The sequence below is a fragment of the Pedobacter sp. UYP24 genome (assembly GCF_054057295.1).
Genome location: NZ_JBSRZD010000002.1, coordinates 227,925 through 245,819, shown reverse-complemented (window position 1 = coordinate 245,819; position 17,895 = coordinate 227,925). Strand labels below are relative to the sequence as shown.

Genomic DNA, 17,895 nt, shown 5'->3' with positions numbered 1-17,895 from the left:
TTAAAATACTGATGAAAAAGATAATTGTGCTGTTGGGAATTACACTCTCGCTCGTTTTTAATCTAAATGCGCAAACAGACGCTAAAGCTAAGGCTATCCTGAATGAGTTGAGCAAAAAATACAGGACCTATAAAATTATAAAAACAGATTTCACTTTTACCATTGATAACCCACAAGCAAAGATAAAGGAAACACAACAAGGGTCATTAATTGTTATGGCCAGTACTAATAAGTATAAGGTAGTGATGACCGATCAGGAATTGTTTAGTGATGGTAAAAGCCAGTGGACTTATTTAAAGGAGAATAAAGAAGTTCAGGTAACCGATCTGGATAACAATGCGGATGCCATTAACCCCGCAAAGATTTTTACGATTTATGAAAAGGGATATAAATATCTCTATGTGGGAGAAAGTAAAGTTGGTGCAAAGACTTATCAAATCATAGATTTAAGCCCTTTAGACATTACCAAAACGATCTTCAAAATAAGGCTTACCATAGATAAAGCTGCAAAACAGATCAGCAGTGCAGTCATTTTTGACAAGAGTGGCAGTAAGTATACTTATATCATAAAAAGCTTTAATCCTAATTTTAAAGCTTCGGAAAGTGTATTTGGTTTTGATGCCAAGAAATATCCTGGTGTTGAGGTTGTGGATTTACGGTAACATGGTTACATTTGAATCTCAACGAATCCAATTTGAAAATTACTTTTTTAGGAACCGGTACTTCTCAGGGTATACCTGTAATCACATGTCAGTGTGCAGTATGCCAGTCTTTTGATAAAAGGAACAATCGCCTTAGGGTATCCATGCTTATTGAAACCGGCGAAAAGACCATAGTAATAGATAGCGGCCCGGATTTTAGGTATCAAATGCTGCGGGCTAAAGTTAAAGACCTTGATGCGATATTATTTACACATGAGCACAAAGACCATGTAGCTGGTTTGGACGATATCAGGCCCTTTAATTACCTGCTGAAAAAGAATATTGATATCTATGCTACCGATAGGGTTCAGGACGCATTAAGAAAAGAATTCTCTTATATTTTTTCAGAAGTTAAATATCCGGGACTGCCGCAAATTGACCTTCATACCATAGGTGATGAGCCATTTTATATTGGGGAAACAAAGATCATACCTCTGCCAATAATGCATTATAAACTTCCTATTTTAGGATTTAGAATAGGAGATTTCACCTATATCACCGATGCGAAAACCGTATCTGAAGAAACTATTGAAAAAGTTAAAGGCTCTAAGATTCTGGTAATAAATGCATTACAAAGAGAGCAACACATCTCACATTTTACTTTAAATGAGGCTATTGCTTTTGCTGAAAAGATTGGAGCAGATCAAACTTATTTTACCCACATCAGTCACAACTTAGGTTTACATGAAGAGGTAGAAAAAGAATTACCACCTCACATTAATTTAGCTTACGATGGCTTGACATTATATTCTGAATAAGTATATATTTGCACCAATTAAATACCCGGGTGGCGAAATTGGTAGACGCGCCAGCTTGAGGGGCTGGTGCTTGCAAAGGCGTGGCAGTTCGAATCTGCTCTCGGGTACACTTTTTAACAGCTAACAATCTGATTGTTAGCTGTTTTTGTTTTAAAAATCTTGATGTTCAAAGTGTTTTCGCGGCACTTTTAGAAAGTCTAATTTTCCAAATTTTTGATTTTCAAGCACTTCAAGATCGTTGATTTTAGACGGTCTTCCTATTTGTTTTTGCATCGTTATGATTGTTAATTCATTAAGATTTGGCGTGTTTTTTATCAAAATAAACTTGGCTCTGATACCATGATCAGATTAGCTTAGAACATTTTTCCAGTTTTGTTTTCACTTTTTACAATTTCGGCTATGATTTGAGTTATGGATTTGATGAATTTTTCATCTTTATGGCATTTAATTTTAGTTTCTTCGTGCGTTGGTCTTCTTAATGGATATTCCGGAGATGTTGACCCCCGTACCGGGCATACTGACCCCCCTTATGGTTTTAGTTCAGCGAAGCTGATCGCCTGACAATTTTACCTCTTTTTTCTTAGACTTTCTCCTTTTAGTTCAATTCTGTAGGAAGTATGCACCATTCGATCCAGTATTGCATCAGCAATAGTTTCCTCTCCAATAACATCATACCAGTTTGCCACAGGCAACTGGCTGGCAATGATAGTTGAGGCAGTGGCATGCCGATCTTCAATGATTTCCATAAAGTCCAAACGCTGTTGTTGTTCTAAATGTGTTAACCCGAAGTCATCCAGTATCAGCAGATCCGTTTTGGATAACCGCTCAAAAAACTTATAGATCGTTCCGTCAATCCTACTCATTTTGGTTTTCAGCAGTAGCTTTTGCAGGTTGAAGTAAGCCACCTTATATCCCTGGGAGCAGGCATGATGACCCAGTGCTGAAGCAAGAAAGGACTTGCCTGTTCCTGTGGCTCCGCTAATCAGCACAGCTTCTCCTTTTGGGATATATTCTCCAGTGGCCAGCGTTGTCATCAATGATTTGTCCAGGCCTCTGGAAGCATCCATATTCAGTTCCTGAACAGAGGCCTGGTACCTAAAGTGGGCATTCTTATTCAGACGCTCAAAGCGCTTGTTGCCCTTCTCATCCTGTTCGGCCTGTATCAGCAGCTCCATTCCTTCAGAAAAGGAAAGCTCATGGTGTTTCCTGGTTTCTATTAATGCCTGCCAGCTACGGCTCATGCCGTGCAGGCGCAATTGTTTAAGTTGTGTTTCAATGTTCATTTTGTTTAGAATTTGATAGTGGTTTGTGTATAATATGCTTTACCGCGAATGTTTTGGTGGCTGGGCAGTAGTTGTTCTTTTACAGCGGTTTCCTGCTGATCTTCCATTTTATTGTTCAGTATTCGCTCAACGAACCTGTAGGAAAAGTTCTGGTGTTCTGCTGCAATTTTACAGGCACTGGCGAAAGCTTTTGGAGGTGCTGTTCTATGCAAACGCAATAGCCCATCACAGGTACGATATAGCTGTTCTGGATGCCTGGGCTGATCAAAGATGAGTTGGATAAGTTGGTGCAGTTCCGGCGATTTCGCCTTTGCCTTATCCATATAATACTTTGGGCTCCGGTCCAGATAATGGCGGTGGTGTGAACTCAGGTGTTCCTTGTCTGTAGTATATCCTGCTGGCGAATAGCTCCTGATATGGACGGCAATTTGTTTACCCCTGGCGTAGATATGAACCATCGAACGGGTATAAACCACTTTTACTTTTGTTCCAACATAAGCAAAAGGTACACTGTAGTAATGTTTATCCCTGCCAAGGTAAATATGGTTATTATTGGCTACCGTGGGTTCGCTGTAATACTTTAGCTCAAAGCCTGTTTCAGGAAGTGCGCCAAGCAAGTGTTTCTCTGCTGCCAGAAAACGCTCTTCCCTACACCATGGTTTTTGTTGCATACGGGTTTGGTTATGCGCCCTTATCTTTTCTTTTATTGCTTGGTTCAGCGCAGCAATATCAAAGAACTGGCGGTTGCGCAGCGTTGCATATACCCGGTTATAGACCAGTTTAACCTGGTTCTCTACCAAGGCCTTGTCTTTAGGCTTTCTTGGTCTTGCGGGGATCACCGTAATGTTGTAGTGGTTGGCAAAGTCTTCCAGTGCGCGGTTAATCTCGGGTTCATAACGGTCGGCTTTAATGATGGCAGATTTGAGATTATCAGGCACTAATACCGCAGGAGTTCCGCCGATCTGGTTGAGACAGCAGCCAAGGGCATGAAGGAAATCACCTGTTTGCTGGCTTGGCACTGCCATTGCAAAGCTATAGTCGGAAAACGGAAGGCAGGCCACAAATACCTGGCAGGCAATCAATTCACCAGTTAACTGGTCTATGTAGTGTAATGGCTTACCAGCAAAATCAACAAACAGCTTATCTGCAGGCAGGTGTTCCAGTTTCATGCCCGGTTTGCGGGCCAGCAGTTGCTGTTGAAGGTGAAAACAGAACTGGGAATAACCATATCCTTCGGTATAAACCTGGATGTATTCTTCCCAAAGCAGCTTTTTAGTGACCCCAACAAGGGTAAGCTCTTTACGGAAGTAATCCAGGTTACTGCTTAAATGTTCAAACCTGGGGTCTTTATAGGCCGGATTACCCGCATGGAATCTGCTCTCCAATACAGGATCTTCAAGCGCTAAAAGTTCTGCTACCGGTAATTTACCAGTAGCCAGCTTGACTAAATAAGATTTCACGGTATTTCTACTGATACCGAGATTGCGGGCCATACTTTTGATGGAATCCCCTTGCTTGTGTAAACGTAATAGTTGTTTGATCTGACTCATTGCTTTTGCTTTTCCAGCCATCAGCATTCTGTTTAGGTGAAGAATATTCACCTAATAAACCAAAACCATATTAAAGAGGGGGGTCAGTATGCTCCGGTACATCATCGATTCCACTCAATCAAGAGGGGTCAACATGATCCGGTACGTAACGTTTCTTAATACAAGGGGGGTCAGTATCCGCCGGAATGTCAGGGTTTGTTTAATAAAGAACCCTTCAAAATCCCTAGCTTTTAATCCAATATGCCGGGGTCAGCATGCTCCGGAATATCCACTTAATGCTCTTCTCATTTCTAGATGTCTGTTTTGCTATTTTGGTCAGTTATTATCTTGTTTGGTAGTGACAACACTAATAGTGTATTTATACTCGCTTTTCTAAAATTAAATTGCAGAAAGTCAAATAATTGAATATCCTGAAGAAGCTGTTAGAGAAGTGATTTTCGGATGTAATGTTAAGCAGTCAGAACTTGCTAAGTCTATAAAAGCTCTAAAGAGAATGCTTTACAAAGGTATTCTTCTTTACCAGATAGAAATAGATGGAAAAAACATGCAAATGAAAAAAATAGCCTTAAAATATTAACCAGTCGTTTCTGAAATAATCTATTGAATGTGTTAGTAAATGGTGGGTATTGAAAACTATCGTTGGCCATTAGTATAAGCAGACATTAGCAAATGTATCACCTTCGGTCGCTAGGATTTCACTTCATAAATCATTATCTTTAAAAATTAAGGAATATAAATGCCTCTCAAGGAAAATGTTCTCAATCAAGTTTTTTACTTGTATGAACATCTATTTTTTTGTGGCAATAAATCAAATGAATGGGTGATGAACAAAATCTTCATGGCGCGGATGGAAGTTTTCTCGGATTTCTGTTCCAAATCGAAAGGGCATTGGACTGGCTTAGTTCCTCTTCAATTGATGCCGTTGTAGGTGTAGAAGTAGACGATGACATCACTGTGAAACTAAACAGTGGTGAAAATATCGGGAACATCTACGAGCAGGCTAAACACAGCATAAGTAAGAAAATTCCTTACGCCGACCGTAGTGAGGATCTATGGAAAACTTTGAGCATTTGGGTTGAAGCTGTTGTTTCCAAAAGGTTTGATGTCGGACAGGCGACTTTTTCCTTCCTGACTAATAAACGGATTCCCGCGAGCAGGCTCATTTCTACATTAGATCGGGAACACCTGCTCAATGAAGGTAATTTAAAACATAAAAATAAGGAAATCATCAGTCTTGCTGATGACCTGAAAATACGTGCCTCCACGCTACCAAAATCACTTAAAACATATGGGCAAGTCATTTTGGATTGTCCAGTTGAGGTTTTGATTTTGGTCATTGACAGAATAACTGTGCTTGATAATACATACATGCATAAGAGAGTAGAGATGAAAAACAAGCTTATTAGTAATCTGAGTATGTCCACTGATATTCCATTTGATTATATGTACCAATCACTTTTCGGATTTGTAGTCGATACCCTAATGGTAAAGTGGAGAAATAAGGAACCTGGTTGGATTACCGTGAAGGTATTCAACCAACAGTACACACAGCTGTTAGCAGAATATAAGAAAAAATCATTCTTTGAAAAAACTATCGATTCGCTTCCTGTCGACAAGGGAGCAATCGAAAAAAATCGAGGCAAGCTGTTTGTAGAACAGCTTTCGCATATTGGTTGTAACGAAGATGAAATAATCGAAGCAATTCACGATTTTGTTAGGGCCGCTTCTGAACGAAGTCGTTTTGCCAATGATGGTGAAATCTCCAAGCAAAAGTTTGACCTTTATTTTGAAGACCTTTTCAATTACTGGAAAAGCATCTCTAGGCCAATTTTTAAGTATGCGAAGCAAGGAGATCATATACAAGTGGGGTATGAAATCTACTATAAGTCATTGTTATACAAAGGTATGTTAAATAGCTATCAACCGGAACAGGGCTATACCCATAAGGGATCGTTCCATTTTCTGGCAAATGAACCACGATTGGGATGGCATCCAAATTGGGAAACCTTAATTGACAATACTGATGAAACTAAATGAGTTTGATATCTTTCAAAATAGGGTTGTTGGAGCCCATGCGATATGGCAATTTGCCATTTACTACCAGATGCATCACCTTGAGCGGAGCTGCCCAAACCTAATGTGTACTATGCCTGTCCTTTCATTATGCCTGAATCGTCGCGTCATTCAGAACATCAAAGAACGAAATTTTAAGGAAGGAAGCCTTTTGAGAACGCTAGATGAAAATAAAGATCTGTTTTCGGGATTACAGGAACGGATGGAATCAATGGCAGAGCTGAGTTTAGAATCAATCTATCTAGGTGCTGTTACAGGACTTTTTAGCTATAATAGAGACCAAGATTTAATTATTCCAAAAATGAAATTCTTACCAGCAAAAATCAAAGAGGAAATTGACAAAAATCGTGATTATGCCGATATTATAAACGCGTCAAAAAGGGTAGGTGCCTGGTTCAGCCAATTTAACCATTCAGAACTATTATTTTACTTCAACCTTCATTTTTAATGGAATTTAGAATCAAATCTGTTTTTCTTCTTCCGAAAGATCCTGAAAAATCATTGCGCAGGATCGACTTTGTTTTAGATAAGGTAAATGTAATAACTGGAGGTAGTGAGAAGGGCAAGTCTACGCTTATTGCAATAGTGGATTATTGTTTGGGGAGTAGCAAGTGTAGGATTCCTACAAGGAAAATTCGGAATTTTACCGATTGGTTCGGGATACACATAGATCTTGGTAATGGTCAGCAACTATTGTTAGCAAGGAAAGAACCAGGCGGCCAGATTGCCTCTGGGGATATGTACATGCGTCAAGATTCCAGCTTAAAAGTACCAAAAAAGATTGAGGGAAACTGTAATGTAATTGACGTTAAAAAGGCACTTAACAGGATTGCAGGATTATCTGACTTGGGTTTCGCTGAGGATGGCAGTAAGGCAGGTTTCGATGCGCACCCGAGTTTTCGTGATTTTACATCGTTTTTGTTCCAGCCCCAATATATTATCGCAAATCAGGCAAGTCTTTTTTATAGGACAGATTCGATGGCTCATAGGCAAAAATTAATCAGCATATTCAACTACGTTTTACAGGCGGTGGACAATACATATCTAGAACTGAGAGAAGAGATGAAAGTGATTGACCGTCGCCTATATGAATTGAACCGTGAGGTAGAGAAAAAGCAGCGTGGCATAAACAGATGGCTGGGAGAGGTTAGGGGTTATTATGTACAAGCCAAAGAGTTTGGATTGCTGGCAAACAATATCAATTCAAATGAGGATTGGTCTACCACTGAGTATATAAGCGCACTAAGTATCATACCAAAAGAACTTAATTCCGGGAAAGTTATCCAGATGCCACTTGATTCTGTTGCCAGAACATCCAATAGGATTTCCGAACTGACTTCGCAAGAACTCAATGTTGCTTATGAGCTTCAAAACTTAAAACATCGCCAGGAGCTGCTCAAACGGCTGATTGATGGTAACCTTATTTACAGGGATGATCTGCTTAAACAACATGGTCGTTTAAAAACAAGTAGCTGGTTCAATACGCTCCTTTCGAAGCACGAAGAAGAATGTCCATTTTGCCTTTCGAAGACCGATACTGGTAAAAAATATATTTCTTCGTTAATTAATACCAATAAGGAAATCGTATCAAAAGGAATCCAACTCAACGATAATATTACTGTATTAAATGGTGAACTGAGAAAAATTTCGAACTCTATTAGTGAAAAACTTGCAGACCTCAACATCGTTCGACAGGAACTTTCAGTGCTCAGAAAAACGAGCGAGGATGATAATAAACAGCTAAATACCATGAATTCGATTTATCGGTTTGTAGGTAACCTTGAAAAAGAACTTTTAAATTTCGAAGCTTTTTCAAAGGATAAAGAAACGGAAACTGAAATTCTAAGATTGGAGCAAAGAAAGCAGGCCATTAACAAACTTATCAATCAGGATGTAATCGAAAACAAGGTTAAAAAAGCGAAGAGGAAAATTACTGATGCCATATCTCATTATGCTGAAATTTTCAAGGCAGAAAATTATGCCGAATTGATACAGTTTAACGAGAAAGACCTCACTTTGACATTTGTTTCTGATTCAGGAAGGACTGATGCGCTCTATGAAATTGGTTCAGGGTCAAACTATATGGCTTACCACATTTCTACTATCCTTGCATTTCATGAGTTTTTCTTGAGCAGATCTAATCACCCATGCCCTAACTTTATTTTTTTAGATCAACCAACACAGGTGTATTTCCCCGAGAAAAATGATAAGGAAGCCTTAAGCAATAATGAAGATATTGTGCGGGTTAAAAGGATTTTCGAGTCCGTGAATAGTGCCGTTGAGAGAACCAAAACACAATTACAGATAATAATTCTTGAGCATGTTGGTGATTATGCGTGGAGTGGTTTTGAAAATGTAATCAAAGTCAAACGTTGGAGGGATGATGAGCCTGATCAAGATGATAGAGCGTTAATTCCCAATAGTTGGTTTGATTAGACAGAAATTTCATGCAATCAAGTACCTTGGTCAAAAACACTTATTTAGTTATGAGGTGAATTTTAGAATTTTTCGCCAAACGTCTAAATTACAGTTATTGCTGATGATTTTCATCCAAATATTTTATAACTATAGCATACAAGTTTTGACGTTTTGCCCCTTGGCTTGCTTTTAAAATGTTCAATACCACATTGTCTTGAACAGAATCTATTAGCTTTGGAGTGTGTTTCAAGCCTCTAATAAAATCTATCCATCTTCCAGCCGGACGTGACTCTGTAAGCTTATACATAACACGTCGATCATTTAAAAGGCACTGTTCAAAATAATAAACCCACCTATCAAACGATATATTGTTCAAAATGCTATCTGCTGGACCTTGGGCACTCCATGAATCACCCCAGGTATTTCCCAATTTTATAGAAAGTGTAGCGCTAAGACATAGTGGGAGAGCTGGTGTTGGGATTACGCTACCCATATTCATTAGAATTTTTATAGCGCCTGGTTCATTGTAAAAATTATCAGAACCTTCATGAGCGTTAATAATGTCATTAGCAGCCTTAATGAAAGCATTCGATCTTAAGTCTTCAGGAACATAGTCGAACCCTTTGACCTTTAAAAGCAGCTTCTTTAATCCACTAACTGCAGTAGACTTTCCTTCAGAATTCAATTCGGCATAAGCTCTTCCAATCTGCCATCTTTCGGGTAATTTTAATTCTGTCCAAACCATCGGCACGATTAGATTGGCATTCGCAAGAGAGTTTTCCAATTGGGCGCTTTGACTTGTCTTGATTATTGAAAGAAGTATTCGGAGCGTGGCACGTTTGAAAAAATATGGAGCTTTAACAAGTTTTTGTATATTCTTATCTTCATCTGAAAGTGTATGATCTTCCAACGAGTTTCTAAATTCCAAAAAGTTAAGGCTGAATTCTACCTTTTCGTGTCCCAATATGCTCTGTATGCACGATATAAGAACAGTTTGCGCATCTATTCTAGTAAAGTTCTCGTCATTATCATCATCATCTTCGCCACTACTATTATTGAAATAATTCACGAGATCCATGCTTTGTTTCAATCTAAATGCACTTTTATTCGTAATTAATCCGAAATCTTGGGCGAGTTGCAATGCATCGAAATCTGTAATGGCATTATTTAGATTTGTTGATTCACTTATATCTGGGCGGTCCAACATTTCACCAACAAATGCACTTCCCATTTTTGCGAGCTGTGCCTTTATAGCATTTATAGTCTTCGTCCATACGTAAGTTGACAACATCTGGTAGTTGCCTCCATTATATGCTGAAATTATTTGGATTTTGTCAGACTCTCGTAGTTGTATCGCTAAAGTTAATGCAGAAGATATATCCTCGGTTTTTGAGATGGCAATATCACTGTTACTTTTCCAAAGTTCTAATTTACTCATGTTTTTTTGCCTCCGTTTTTCCGTCTTGCGACTGAATGTATACTGACTTAATTGTTCTAGAAAGCTTTTGCTTTAAAACGGCAAAGGTACGACTCCTTGCCCCACCTGAAGTATCGTTATTACCAGTTTTGGGATGTTTAATGAATACGTTATAGGCGATAACAGTACCATTATTCGAAAAGATTGTGATTCCGTCGCTCATCATCATACCAGCTATTAGATTAAATGAACCATTAAGCTTTGAATTTATTTCCAAAATACTCCTGCCTTCGACAGTTTCATTGAGCTGTCTAATTGTTTCGGACATAGTTACTTCATTTTCAAGTAAAATACCGTCTGATAGTAACCTGGGGTAATTCTTCGTATGGTCTAATACAGCACATAGATTTCCGTGTCCATTTTGTGTTACATAGAGAAAAAGCCTAGAAAAAAATATTTCTAGCTGATCTTTAATTGCAGGGTGGACAGTTTCTGTTATAGATGCAATGAAACTTTTTTGTTCATCTAAAATTGAGCTGCCAGAGAGCGACATAGCGCCAAAATTTATTGTGAGCGTATGTCCTTTGACCCCACTAACCTCAACAATTTTGTCTGCAATTTGCCTTACACCAATAAGAGTTTCCTCTTTATCACCATCATCAATAATATTTTTAAAAATTGGTACTGATATAATTGTAGCACCTGCTCTAAACATCCCGTATTCAAAATCATCAGCATTTCTCAAAATGTAAATACACCAACCTCCGAATGCTAATGGTGCACATTTTTTTAAAGCTTTTGCCACTGATTTTGCAAGCCTTTCACCATTGCCAATTTTTATGAAGTCTGTATTAGTCAGGGATTTTTTTATTGTAGTCAAATTATCAGTTATATAGACCTCTGGAAATAATGACTTGCCTTCTTCTTTATAAGTAGAAATTTGATTAACCAAATCAATCAATCCTTCTTGGGTGTGTGGACATTCCATACCCTCATTTGAAAGCATTTCTGAAAGTTCAGTTTCAAGCTGACTATTTAACGAAATTGACTTGATAGCCATTAGAGTTGGTTAATTTTTTAAAAATCCTATTTGTCAACTTCCAAATATAGTTTAATTATGGAAAAGTTAGTAGCTAAGAATTTAATGGTTACCGTGGTGGTTCACCCATCCGCATCTAAATCTGCAAAAGAAATGGCAGAGGAAAGAGACCCTTTTTAGTTGGAAATGAAAATGAGAAAGCCTGGGTGGAAAAGCACGTGCTATGTTCCAATCCCTCAGAAAAGATATTTCGATTCTCGAAGTCAGGGTAAAAATGAAATTGGAGGGCTATCATATTATACCTTTTTTTATAACATCCCAATCTATGCAAGGTTGGGGAGCAACAGTTACCTCTCGATTAGCTAATGATATCAAAAATGAATTACGGGAAATTAAAGGATTTTCAGAGAGAAATCTTCAGTTCATGGTTCAATTCTATAAAGAATATGATTTTGAAAGTGTAATTGCGAAACAGCCTGTTTCACAATTACAAGACAGCATCATTTTCAAAGTTGAATTTATGAAACAGCCTGTTTCACAAATTCCCTGGGGACACAATATCTTACTTATACAGAAGGTAAAGGAAAAGAAAACTAGGGCTTTGGTATGTGGATCAAACTATAGTTAACGGCTGGAATAGAGGCGTCTTGGCATTGATGGTAATAAGCAATCTCCATTTAAGGCAAGGAGAGGCTGTTAATAATTTTCCGAAGACATTACCTGATTCGCAATCAGATTTGGTGAGAGAAACACTAAAAGACCCATATATTTTTGATTTCATAACACTTACTCAACCTTTTACTGAAAGAGAATTAGAAACGGAGCTGATAAAGCATGTAGAAAAGTTCTTGTTAGAATTAGGAGCAGGTTTTGCTTTCGTTGGAAGACAATATAAATTGACAGTCAGTGATCAGGACTTTTATTCTATCATTTGAAAATGAGGTGCTTTATTGTGATCGATTTAAAAAAGGGCGACTTTAAGCCTGAATATGCAGGAAAAATGAACTTCTATTGTTCGGCTGTTGATGATTTAGTTAAAAACGATGAAGATAAACCTACTATAGGTCTAATCCTGTGCCAAACTAAGGACAAAGTTATAGCTGAATATGCTTTGAGGGATATGAAAAAACCCATTGGTATTTCCGAATTTGAGTTGACAAGATCATTACCTAAAAATTTGCAGTCAAGTCTACCTACAATTGAAGAGATAGAAAATGAGTTAAAAAGTAAAGAGAACTGACAAAACCCCTTGTTATAATATTTCAAGCAAAAAGTCCATTCATTCTACTAAATAATATTTTTCAGATTTGCCAACTTTTTTTTTCTAAAATAGTCTTGTCAAGGTATTCACTCCCTTGACAAGACTCGATTTGTCAAAAAAATTATATGAATCCTTTTCTCTCCAAATCCTAAATTGTAGGCTCAATAAGCAATAAAAGGCGATTTAAATGTTCAAAGTATTCCTGCTCTCGGGTACTAAACAGATTAAGTTCTGATTTTTTAAAGGGTTGCTCATTAAAAAGCAACCCTTTCTTGTTGACTTTCAGTAGGGTTCAGGATTTTATAAATAATATATTGGTTGTATTTCTCACCAGTTGTTTATCGGTTTCTGATCAAGCGTTGTAATCGGATTTGCGCTTTTGCTTTTTAATAAAGGTCTTTAATTTTATCATTGATTAGTTGTACAACCTCATTCAGACCCTGACTACATTTATCTACCATTTCAATAAACTCGTCCTTTTCCTTGGAATCAGAGGTTTGTTTAACTAGGCTCATTAATCCCAGGATCGAAGCGACAGGCCGTCTAACTTCATGTGAACTGATCCATGATATTTCACGTAAGGCAGCGTTCTGGCGTAAAATTTCGATTTCAGATGCCACACGACTACTGATATCACGGAAATTACAGACAATGGCATTGATATGCTCGTCTAACAACATGTTGGTAAATACACACTCCAACCAAATATGATGCCCATCCCGGTGAAGGGATCGATAGGTGATCATGATAGGTACAACTGGATTCTGCAGCACCTTATTTAATAATTTATCTACTAGTTCCTTGTCGTCCGGATGAATTAGTGTATGTATATCGCTGTTTAGCTGTTCATTGATCCAGCCACTGATGCGTGTCGCCGATAGACTTCGAAAAAATACATTAAAATTTCGGTCAAGCAGGCTAATGCCATCGTGGCTGTGCTCAATCAATTTGCGAAAGCGGAGTTCATTAGCTACTATTTTGCCTGTTTGTTCCTTAACCCGGCGTTCAAGTTCATGATGCATGGCATCACGCTGATCTTCAAGGATCTTGCGCTCAGTCTGGTCGCGGGTCATTTTTGCAAATCCGATGTGCTGCTCATTACTATATAAGGGAGTAAATATAATATTCGCCCAGAAAAGTGAACCATTGCGTCTCACCCGCCAACCTTCACATTCGTAAGTGCCATTTTGTAATGCAAGATTGAGGTTGTGCTGGGGTTCATTATTGAGAATGTCATCAGGGGGCATAGAAAATTGAGATGTGCTTACCAATGACATCCTTTCCCTGATAACCTTTGATTCTAGTTGCTCCATCGTTCCAAGTAAGGATATATCCTTGAGGATCAATCATGAAAATCGCATATTCTTTAACACTGGCTACTAATAACTGGAATAGTGCACTATCAATATGAGAAGAAACATTAGGAACATTTTGCATAGCGATCACAAAGTTTATTGTTTACTTGTTAATGCAATTTAATATTTTTTCTCAATAGTCAAATCACTATTAGTTAATTTGCTCGATTGAGGTTCATTGCTGTTACGTACACCTTTGCGCTGTATTGCGAGCTTACTTAAAAACCCTTTAAATGTTATCCCAACATCAAAATATCCAGCTCAGTGCTTATTCTGGATTATATGATAAGATTGTTCCCAAGGACAATCTCCTTCGTATATACAATTTAATTGTGTATGCAGGCCGCTTGCTAATTTTTGCATAGGCATTATTGGCTGGCAGATTTAATACATTTCTGATAGCAATCTATTGTAACTTGTTACTAAGTAATGGTAATAGCTATGTTCATCTATAATGAAAAACATTTTGTAAAGACTGCCGCCATTTCTCGAACAGATGAATAAATAAGGGAAAACTATAGCTTTTACTAGTAAATGTTAAATTTACAAATAAAATGAACAGACGTATAACAGCTAATTCAATGTGCGCAATTAAGGGATTGATGATCACCTTTTTGGTCCTGACTTTCCATTATTGTACCGCCCAAAGCGTAATTCCATTGTATGAGGGAAAAATTCCCAATTCAAAAGAGGTAAAGGATGAGGAGCAACATGTTGCCAATTCTGAAGTCGACAGCTTAACAAACAATGTCTCTGTCCCCACCATTTCTGCTTTTTTCCCTGAAAAAGGAAGGGGCAACGGTACCGCTGTCATTATATGTCCAGGAGGTGGATACCATACTTTACTCACAAAGCGGGAAGGAAGCGATGTCGCTAGCGCATTTAATAAGTTGGGCGTAACCGCTTTCGTGCTCAAATACCGGCTCCCGAATGATCGGACAATGGTGGATAAATCCATTGGTCCCTTTCAAGATGCTCAGCAGGCTATCCTGCTGGTTCGTAAAAATGCTGGCAAATGGAGACTTGATCCAACAAAGATTGGTATAATGGGCTTTTCTGCAGGAGGACATCTGGCTGCAATGACAGGAACACACATTGATGGTGCTGGCATTTTAAGCAACTCTGGGTTGAACACTCGTCCCGATTTTATGCTACTAATTAACCCCGTTATCAGCATGACCGATGAAATCGGACACATTGGTTCACGGAATTTTTTATTAGGTGGATCTCCTTTATTGGAAAAGATTAATCTCTTTTCCAACGAACTTCAGGTAACTTCTGCTACTCCACCCACTTTTTTGGTTCATTCCAACGAAGACCAGGTAGTAAGTGTTGAGAATAGCCTTAGATTTTACCAGGCACTTAGAAAGCATGGAATTGCCGTTGGTATGCATTTATATGCTAAGGGCGAACATGGATTTCTGTCGCAACCTTCTTTTGAAGAGTGGTTTGGCAGATGTATTTATTGGATGAAGAGTATGCACCTGATAAAGCTGTAAATCCGGCTCTAGTACAAATATTCAAATACTGCACGAAACACTACATTTACTATTTCAAACATGGTCTTTCCTGTTTTATGGTTGTAGTTTTGCTATTATTGCTACAAGTTTGATGAAAATTAGACTTAACATCATGAAAAAGACAATCCTTATATTTCTCAGCTTCATTTTTACGCTATCTACATCAAACGCGCAAAAAGGCATTGACTTTTTTCGAAAAAGTGCTGCTGGTGGAAAAATGCTGATGAGTGTAGATAGTTCAGCCAAAAATGTGTTTTATGCCAATATATTTCCCAACCAACCGCATACATCGTTTAATTTCTTGCCTGAAGTCAATAATGTAAACATCCAGATTTATTTCAGAAAGAATATCAATGTGAAGAACTACCGTTACACTATTTTGGTGGATAATAAGCCAGTAGCGCTGAACAAGTCTATCGACACAACAACATTGAAAGATGTTGATAGAGGTGATGAAGAAGTATTCCGCTCTACAACTTTTGGTACTTTCCTGGTAAAAGATAAAGTCATTACCATAATATCTTATGACACCGAAAAACCACAGGATGTTTACACCACCATTTTTTATGGAAAACCGATACCGAAAGCAAGGATTAAAGGTTTTTCAAAACGCTTCAAAACTGACAAAGGCGTTGACTACAGTTGGATAACCGACCCTAAAGAAAAAACAGACCTTCGCTTCACCGAAAAGGACGACGAATTAACACTCATAAAGGACAAGTCAGATATAGATTATCTCTATTCCACATCAATAAAAGACAAGCACACGAACAAAGTAATTTTCGAATCAACTTCCTGGCAATATAACGGCATTGTTGAAGACCATGAGTACCTACCTGTTGTAAGGATCGATAAAAGTGTATTCAAAAAATCTGGAACGTATGAAATTGTAATTCAGCCATTGATTAAATGGGAAGGATGCCATGATTGCGATTTTTCAGCAAAGGACATTGAAAAATACATCACCAGACATACGCTTTCAGTAACTTTAGAGGAAGAAAACTATACCAAAAAGGAACTTATAACATATACCCTTGTAGCCGCATTTTCTATTGCATTAGTATTTCTCGTGGTCCTGTACTTCAATAAAAAGAGAAGCAAAAAAAAGCTTGCAGAAAAAGAGCAGCAAAAGAATATGGCAAAGCTTAAACTTACTTCTATTCGTTCCCAACTAAACCCTCATTTCTTGTTTAATGCACTCTCTGGTATTCAGAATTTAATGAACAAAAATGAAATAGACAATGCCAATAAATACCTTTCTAAATTTGCAAGATTAACGCGTAACGTACTCGATGATAAAGAATTGATTAGTTTGTCCCAAGAAAAAACTTTATTAGACGATTACCTTCAAATGGAGCAATTGCGGTTCGGATTTAAATACGAAATTAACCGATCTGATGACTTAGATAATATAGAAATACCAAGTATGCTGCTACAACCATTTGTAGAAAATGCGGTAAAGCATGGCGTATCGGAAAAAGGTAACGGCGGAAAAATTATCATCTCATTTATTAAGCAGGCAAATGATTTGGTCTTAACTGTTACCGATAATGGAAATGGTTTTGATCCGGAAAAAAAGAACATTGGTTTGGGTCTTCCTTTAAGCGAGAGTAGAATAGCGCTTTTGAATAGCATTTATAAAGAAAATCGCATTATTTTTACGCTACAATCAAACCCTAATGGTACTAAGATCAGCTTGTCATTAACGGATTGGCTATAACATAATGAGGGCAATTTTAATAGACGACGAAATTTCCAACTTAGAAAACCTGCGGACTTTGCTAGAAAAGCATTGTCCGCAGGTAACTGTAATGGCAACAGCACAAAATGTAAGTGATGCGGTTCATGTCATTGAAAAATATTTACCTCATCTGGTATTTCTGGATATTCAAATGGGAAAGGAAACAGGTTTTGAGGTGCTAAAACTGATTCCAGCGAGGAATTTCGAAGTTATTTTTGTCACTGCTTACGATCAATATGGCATACAAGCGGTAAAGTTTGCCGCCTTAGATTATCTTTTAAAACCCATCGATATTGACGAATTGATAAGTGCAGTAAATAAAGCCGAAAATAAATTGGCAACACACAGGCAGACTGCTCAGCTCGATTTTTTACTGCAACAATTAAAAAAGCCAGTAACCCACCTCAGCAAAATTGCCTTACAGATGCAAACCGAAATAAGGTATGTTGCTTTATCTGAGATTGTACGTTGTGAAGCAGACAATACTTATACCCACTTCTTTCTTTCAAATGATGAAAAATTATTAGTCTCTAAATCACTTAAAGAGTACGCAGATTTACTGCGACCCAATGGATTTCTAAGAACCCATCAGAGCCATTTAGTAAATCCAAAATATGTAAAAAGCTGGTTAAAGGAAGATGGTGGTGTCCTGCTCTTAATGTCCGGAGAAAAAATACCCATTTCAAAGCCCAATAAAGAGGCTGTAAAACAAGCCCTGCAGCAGCTTTAAGTAGTTCAATCCTACAGAAAATTAAGCTCATTTCGAGCAAAAAATTGAC

The 17,895-nt window shown here is 37.9% G+C and carries 15 protein-coding genes, 1 tRNA gene and 1 pseudogene; 11 read left to right on the top strand and 6 right to left on the bottom strand.

Translation table 11 applies throughout. From position 1 onward, the window contains the following. Positions 1–11 precede the first annotated feature (11 nt). The 3 genes from ACVWYN_RS05750 (at position 12) to ACVWYN_RS05740 (ending at position 1,566) form a co-directional block, all read left to right on the top strand. The gene (locus tag ACVWYN_RS05750; RefSeq protein WP_457287874.1) at positions 12–662 is read left to right on the top strand and encodes a LolA family protein; all 651 of its coding nucleotides are present in this window, start codon (positions 12–14) and stop codon (positions 660–662) included. Between the two features lie 32 nt (positions 663–694). Beyond that, a complete protein-coding gene (locus ACVWYN_RS05745; RefSeq protein WP_457287873.1) occupies positions 695–1,459 on the top strand; it encodes an MBL fold metallo-hydrolase in 765 nt (254 codons plus the stop codon). A 23-nt stretch (positions 1,460–1,482) separates the two neighbouring features. Next, a tRNA-Leu gene (locus tag ACVWYN_RS05740) sits at positions 1,483–1,566 on the top strand. A gap of 459 nt (positions 1,567–2,025) precedes the next feature. Here ACVWYN_RS05740 and istB read toward each other — a convergent pair. Together istB and istA are read right to left on the bottom strand one after the other, a co-directional pair. Then, entirely contained in the window at positions 2,026–2,742 is a 717-nt protein-coding gene (gene istB / locus ACVWYN_RS05735) for an IS21-like element helper ATPase IstB (protein WP_457287872.1), read from the bottom strand. 5 nt (positions 2,743–2,747) lie between these two features. After that, positions 2,748–4,313 (bottom strand): IS21 family transposase, encoded by a 1,566-nt coding sequence (istA, locus tag ACVWYN_RS05730; RefSeq protein ID WP_457287871.1) that lies wholly within the window; start codon positions 4,311–4,313, stop codon positions 2,748–2,750. A gap of 795 nt (positions 4,314–5,108) precedes the next feature. On the opposite strand from istA, the gene ACVWYN_RS05725 reads away from it, so the two are divergent. Genes ACVWYN_RS05725 through ACVWYN_RS05715 form a run of 3 tightly spaced genes read left to right on the top strand, consistent with a single transcriptional unit; the run spans position 5,109 to position 8,801 of the window. Beyond that, complete coding sequence (locus ACVWYN_RS05725) at positions 5,109–6,329, top strand: ABC-three component system protein (protein WP_457287870.1); 1,221 nt, start codon at positions 5,109–5,111, stop codon at positions 6,327–6,329. Further along, positions 6,316–6,813, top strand: coding sequence for a three component ABC system middle component (locus ACVWYN_RS05720; RefSeq protein ID WP_457287869.1), 498 nt, complete (start codon positions 6,316–6,318; stop codon positions 6,811–6,813). Before ACVWYN_RS05725 ends, ACVWYN_RS05720 begins: the two co-directional genes overlap by 14 nt. Beyond that, positions 6,813–8,801: a DUF3732 domain-containing protein gene (locus tag ACVWYN_RS05715; protein ID WP_457287868.1), complete on the top strand. Its 1,989-nt coding sequence runs from the start codon at positions 6,813–6,815 to the stop codon at positions 8,799–8,801. The genes ACVWYN_RS05720 and ACVWYN_RS05715 overlap by 1 nt, the downstream gene beginning before the upstream one ends. 94 nt (positions 8,802–8,895) lie before the next feature. On the opposite strand, the gene ACVWYN_RS05710 is transcribed toward ACVWYN_RS05715, so the two are convergent. Together ACVWYN_RS05710 and ACVWYN_RS05705 are read right to left on the bottom strand one after the other, a co-directional pair. Then, positions 8,896–10,221, bottom strand: a complete 1,326-nt coding sequence (locus ACVWYN_RS05710; protein ID WP_457287867.1) for a hypothetical protein — start codon at positions 10,219–10,221, stop codon at positions 8,896–8,898. Then, positions 10,214–11,260 carry a hypothetical protein gene (locus ACVWYN_RS05705; protein WP_457287866.1) on the bottom strand — a complete coding sequence of 349 codons (1,047 nt, stop codon included), beginning with the start codon at positions 11,258–11,260 and terminating at the stop codon, positions 10,214–10,216. The genes ACVWYN_RS05710 and ACVWYN_RS05705 overlap by 8 nt, the downstream gene beginning before the upstream one ends. 253 nt (positions 11,261–11,513) lie before the next feature. Between ACVWYN_RS05705 and ACVWYN_RS05700 the strand changes: the two genes are divergently transcribed. Both ACVWYN_RS05700 and ACVWYN_RS05695 read left to right on the top strand, forming a co-directional pair. Beyond that, a complete protein-coding gene (locus ACVWYN_RS05700) occupies positions 11,514–11,867 on the top strand; it encodes a DUF1016 N-terminal domain-containing protein (RefSeq protein ID WP_457287865.1) in 354 nt (117 codons plus the stop codon). Between the two features lie 28 nt (positions 11,868–11,895). Beyond that, a pseudogene (locus tag ACVWYN_RS05695) lies at positions 11,896–12,479 on the top strand (PDDEXK nuclease domain-containing protein). A 407-nt stretch (positions 12,480–12,886) separates the two neighbouring features. Here the strand turns inward: ACVWYN_RS05695 and ACVWYN_RS05690 are convergent. Both ACVWYN_RS05690 and ACVWYN_RS05685 read right to left on the bottom strand, forming a co-directional pair. Next, positions 12,887–13,813 carry a PAS domain S-box protein gene (locus ACVWYN_RS05690; protein WP_457287864.1) on the bottom strand — a complete coding sequence of 309 codons (927 nt, stop codon included), beginning with the start codon at positions 13,811–13,813 and terminating at the stop codon, positions 12,887–12,889. After that, a complete protein-coding gene (locus ACVWYN_RS05685; RefSeq protein ID WP_457288367.1) occupies positions 13,737–13,937 on the bottom strand; it encodes a PAS domain S-box protein in 201 nt (66 codons plus the stop codon). The genes ACVWYN_RS05690 and ACVWYN_RS05685 overlap by 77 nt, the downstream gene beginning before the upstream one ends. A 472-nt stretch (positions 13,938–14,409) precedes the next feature. Between ACVWYN_RS05685 and ACVWYN_RS05680 the strand changes: the two genes are divergently transcribed. The 3 genes from ACVWYN_RS05680 (at position 14,410) to ACVWYN_RS05670 (ending at position 17,846) form a co-directional block, all read left to right on the top strand. Beyond that, positions 14,410–15,354, top strand: coding sequence for an alpha/beta hydrolase (locus ACVWYN_RS05680; protein ID WP_457287863.1), 945 nt, complete (start codon positions 14,410–14,412; stop codon positions 15,352–15,354). Positions 15,355–15,487: 133 nt separating this feature from the next. Further along, positions 15,488–17,095, top strand: a complete 1,608-nt coding sequence (locus ACVWYN_RS05675; protein ID WP_457287862.1) for a sensor histidine kinase — start codon at positions 15,488–15,490, stop codon at positions 17,093–17,095. 4 nt (positions 17,096–17,099) lie between these two features. Continuing rightward, complete coding sequence (locus tag ACVWYN_RS05670) at positions 17,100–17,846, top strand: LytR/AlgR family response regulator transcription factor (RefSeq protein WP_457287861.1); 747 nt, start codon at positions 17,100–17,102, stop codon at positions 17,844–17,846. Positions 17,847–17,895: the final 49 nt, after the last annotated feature.

What these genes read in the sequence shown, in the direction of transcription:
- ACVWYN_RS05700 (WP_457287865.1), top strand. Translation starts at nt 11,514, where the DNA reads ATGAAATTGGAGGGCTATCATATTATACCTTTTTTTATAACATCCCAA.
- ACVWYN_RS05750 (WP_457287874.1), top strand. Translation starts at nt 12, where the DNA reads ATGAAAAAGATAATTGTGCTGTTGGGAATTACACTCTCGCTCGTTTTT.
- istA (WP_457287871.1), bottom strand. Translation starts at nt 4,313, where the DNA reads ATGGCTGGAAAAGCAAAAGCAATGAGTCAGATCAAACAACTATTACGT.
- istB (WP_457287872.1), bottom strand. Translation starts at nt 2,742, where the DNA reads ATGAACATTGAAACACAACTTAAACAATTGCGCCTGCACGGCATGAGC.
- ACVWYN_RS05725 (WP_457287870.1), top strand. Translation starts at nt 5,109, where the DNA reads ATGGGTGATGAACAAAATCTTCATGGCGCGGATGGAAGTTTTCTCGGA.
- ACVWYN_RS05670 (WP_457287861.1), top strand. Translation starts at nt 17,100, where the DNA reads ATGAGGGCAATTTTAATAGACGACGAAATTTCCAACTTAGAAAACCTG.
- ACVWYN_RS05690 (WP_457287864.1), bottom strand. Translation starts at nt 13,813, where the DNA reads ATGGAGCAACTAGAATCAAAGGTTATCAGGGAAAGGATGTCATTGGTA.
- ACVWYN_RS05705 (WP_457287866.1), bottom strand. Translation starts at nt 11,260, where the DNA reads ATGGCTATCAAGTCAATTTCGTTAAATAGTCAGCTTGAAACTGAACTT.
- ACVWYN_RS05720 (WP_457287869.1), top strand. Translation starts at nt 6,316, where the DNA reads ATGAAACTAAATGAGTTTGATATCTTTCAAAATAGGGTTGTTGGAGCC.
- ACVWYN_RS05675 (WP_457287862.1), top strand. Translation starts at nt 15,488, where the DNA reads ATGAAAAAGACAATCCTTATATTTCTCAGCTTCATTTTTACGCTATCT.
- ACVWYN_RS05680 (WP_457287863.1), top strand. Translation starts at nt 14,410, where the DNA reads ATGAACAGACGTATAACAGCTAATTCAATGTGCGCAATTAAGGGATTG.
- ACVWYN_RS05685 (WP_457288367.1), bottom strand. Translation starts at nt 13,937, where the DNA reads ATGCAAAATGTTCCTAATGTTTCTTCTCATATTGATAGTGCACTATTC.
- ACVWYN_RS05715 (WP_457287868.1), top strand. Translation starts at nt 6,813, where the DNA reads ATGGAATTTAGAATCAAATCTGTTTTTCTTCTTCCGAAAGATCCTGAA.
- ACVWYN_RS05710 (WP_457287867.1), bottom strand. Translation starts at nt 10,221, where the DNA reads ATGAGTAAATTAGAACTTTGGAAAAGTAACAGTGATATTGCCATCTCA.